Raw genomic sequence first — 505 nt, 5'->3', positions numbered from 1 at the left:
CAGCCGCCGCGTCGCCTCCAGGCTGTGCCGGGTGTTCTTCCCGAAGTCGTGTCCGGGATCGATGAGGATCGACTCCCGCGGCACCCCCAGCCCCGCCGCCCGCTCCGCCAGCCCCACGGTCACGCTCAGAATGTCGGCCATGACGTCGTCGTACTTCACCCGGTGCGGNNGCCGATGTCGATGATCGCCGCGCCCTCGGCCACCGCCCGCTCCACGCGCGCGAGGGCCGGCTCGTCACGGAAGGTCGCGCCCTGGTCGTAGAAGGAGTCGGGGGTCCGGTTCACGATCGCCATGATCACCGGCTCGTGGGTGCCGAATTCCCGCCTGCCCAGCCTGAGCATCCCCTGTGACCTCTCCTCGTACGTCCCTGACATCCGCCGCCTGCGACCCTAACTGTCACACCCCCATGGCACGATCGGAGCCTGACACATCCGACAACGAGCACTGCGAGCGTGGGGACCCACCGATGGTTATGTTCTTCTTCCTGGTCATCGCCCTCGCCGTC

General features: G+C 68.2%; 1 pseudogene. It reads right to left on the bottom strand.

What is annotated here, in order from left to right:
- Positions 1-341, bottom strand: a pseudogene (locus BZL64_RS37650) (dihydropteroate synthase); the annotation flags it as partial.
- Positions 342-505: the final 164 nt, after the last annotated feature.

Source organism: Streptomyces bobili (genome assembly GCF_002154575.1).
Classification (GTDB): Bacteria; Actinomycetota; Actinomycetes; order Streptomycetales; family Streptomycetaceae; genus Streptomyces; species Streptomyces bobili.
Note: the sequence above shows the minus strand (reverse complement) of the source record. Positions and strands in the feature narration are given on the sequence as shown.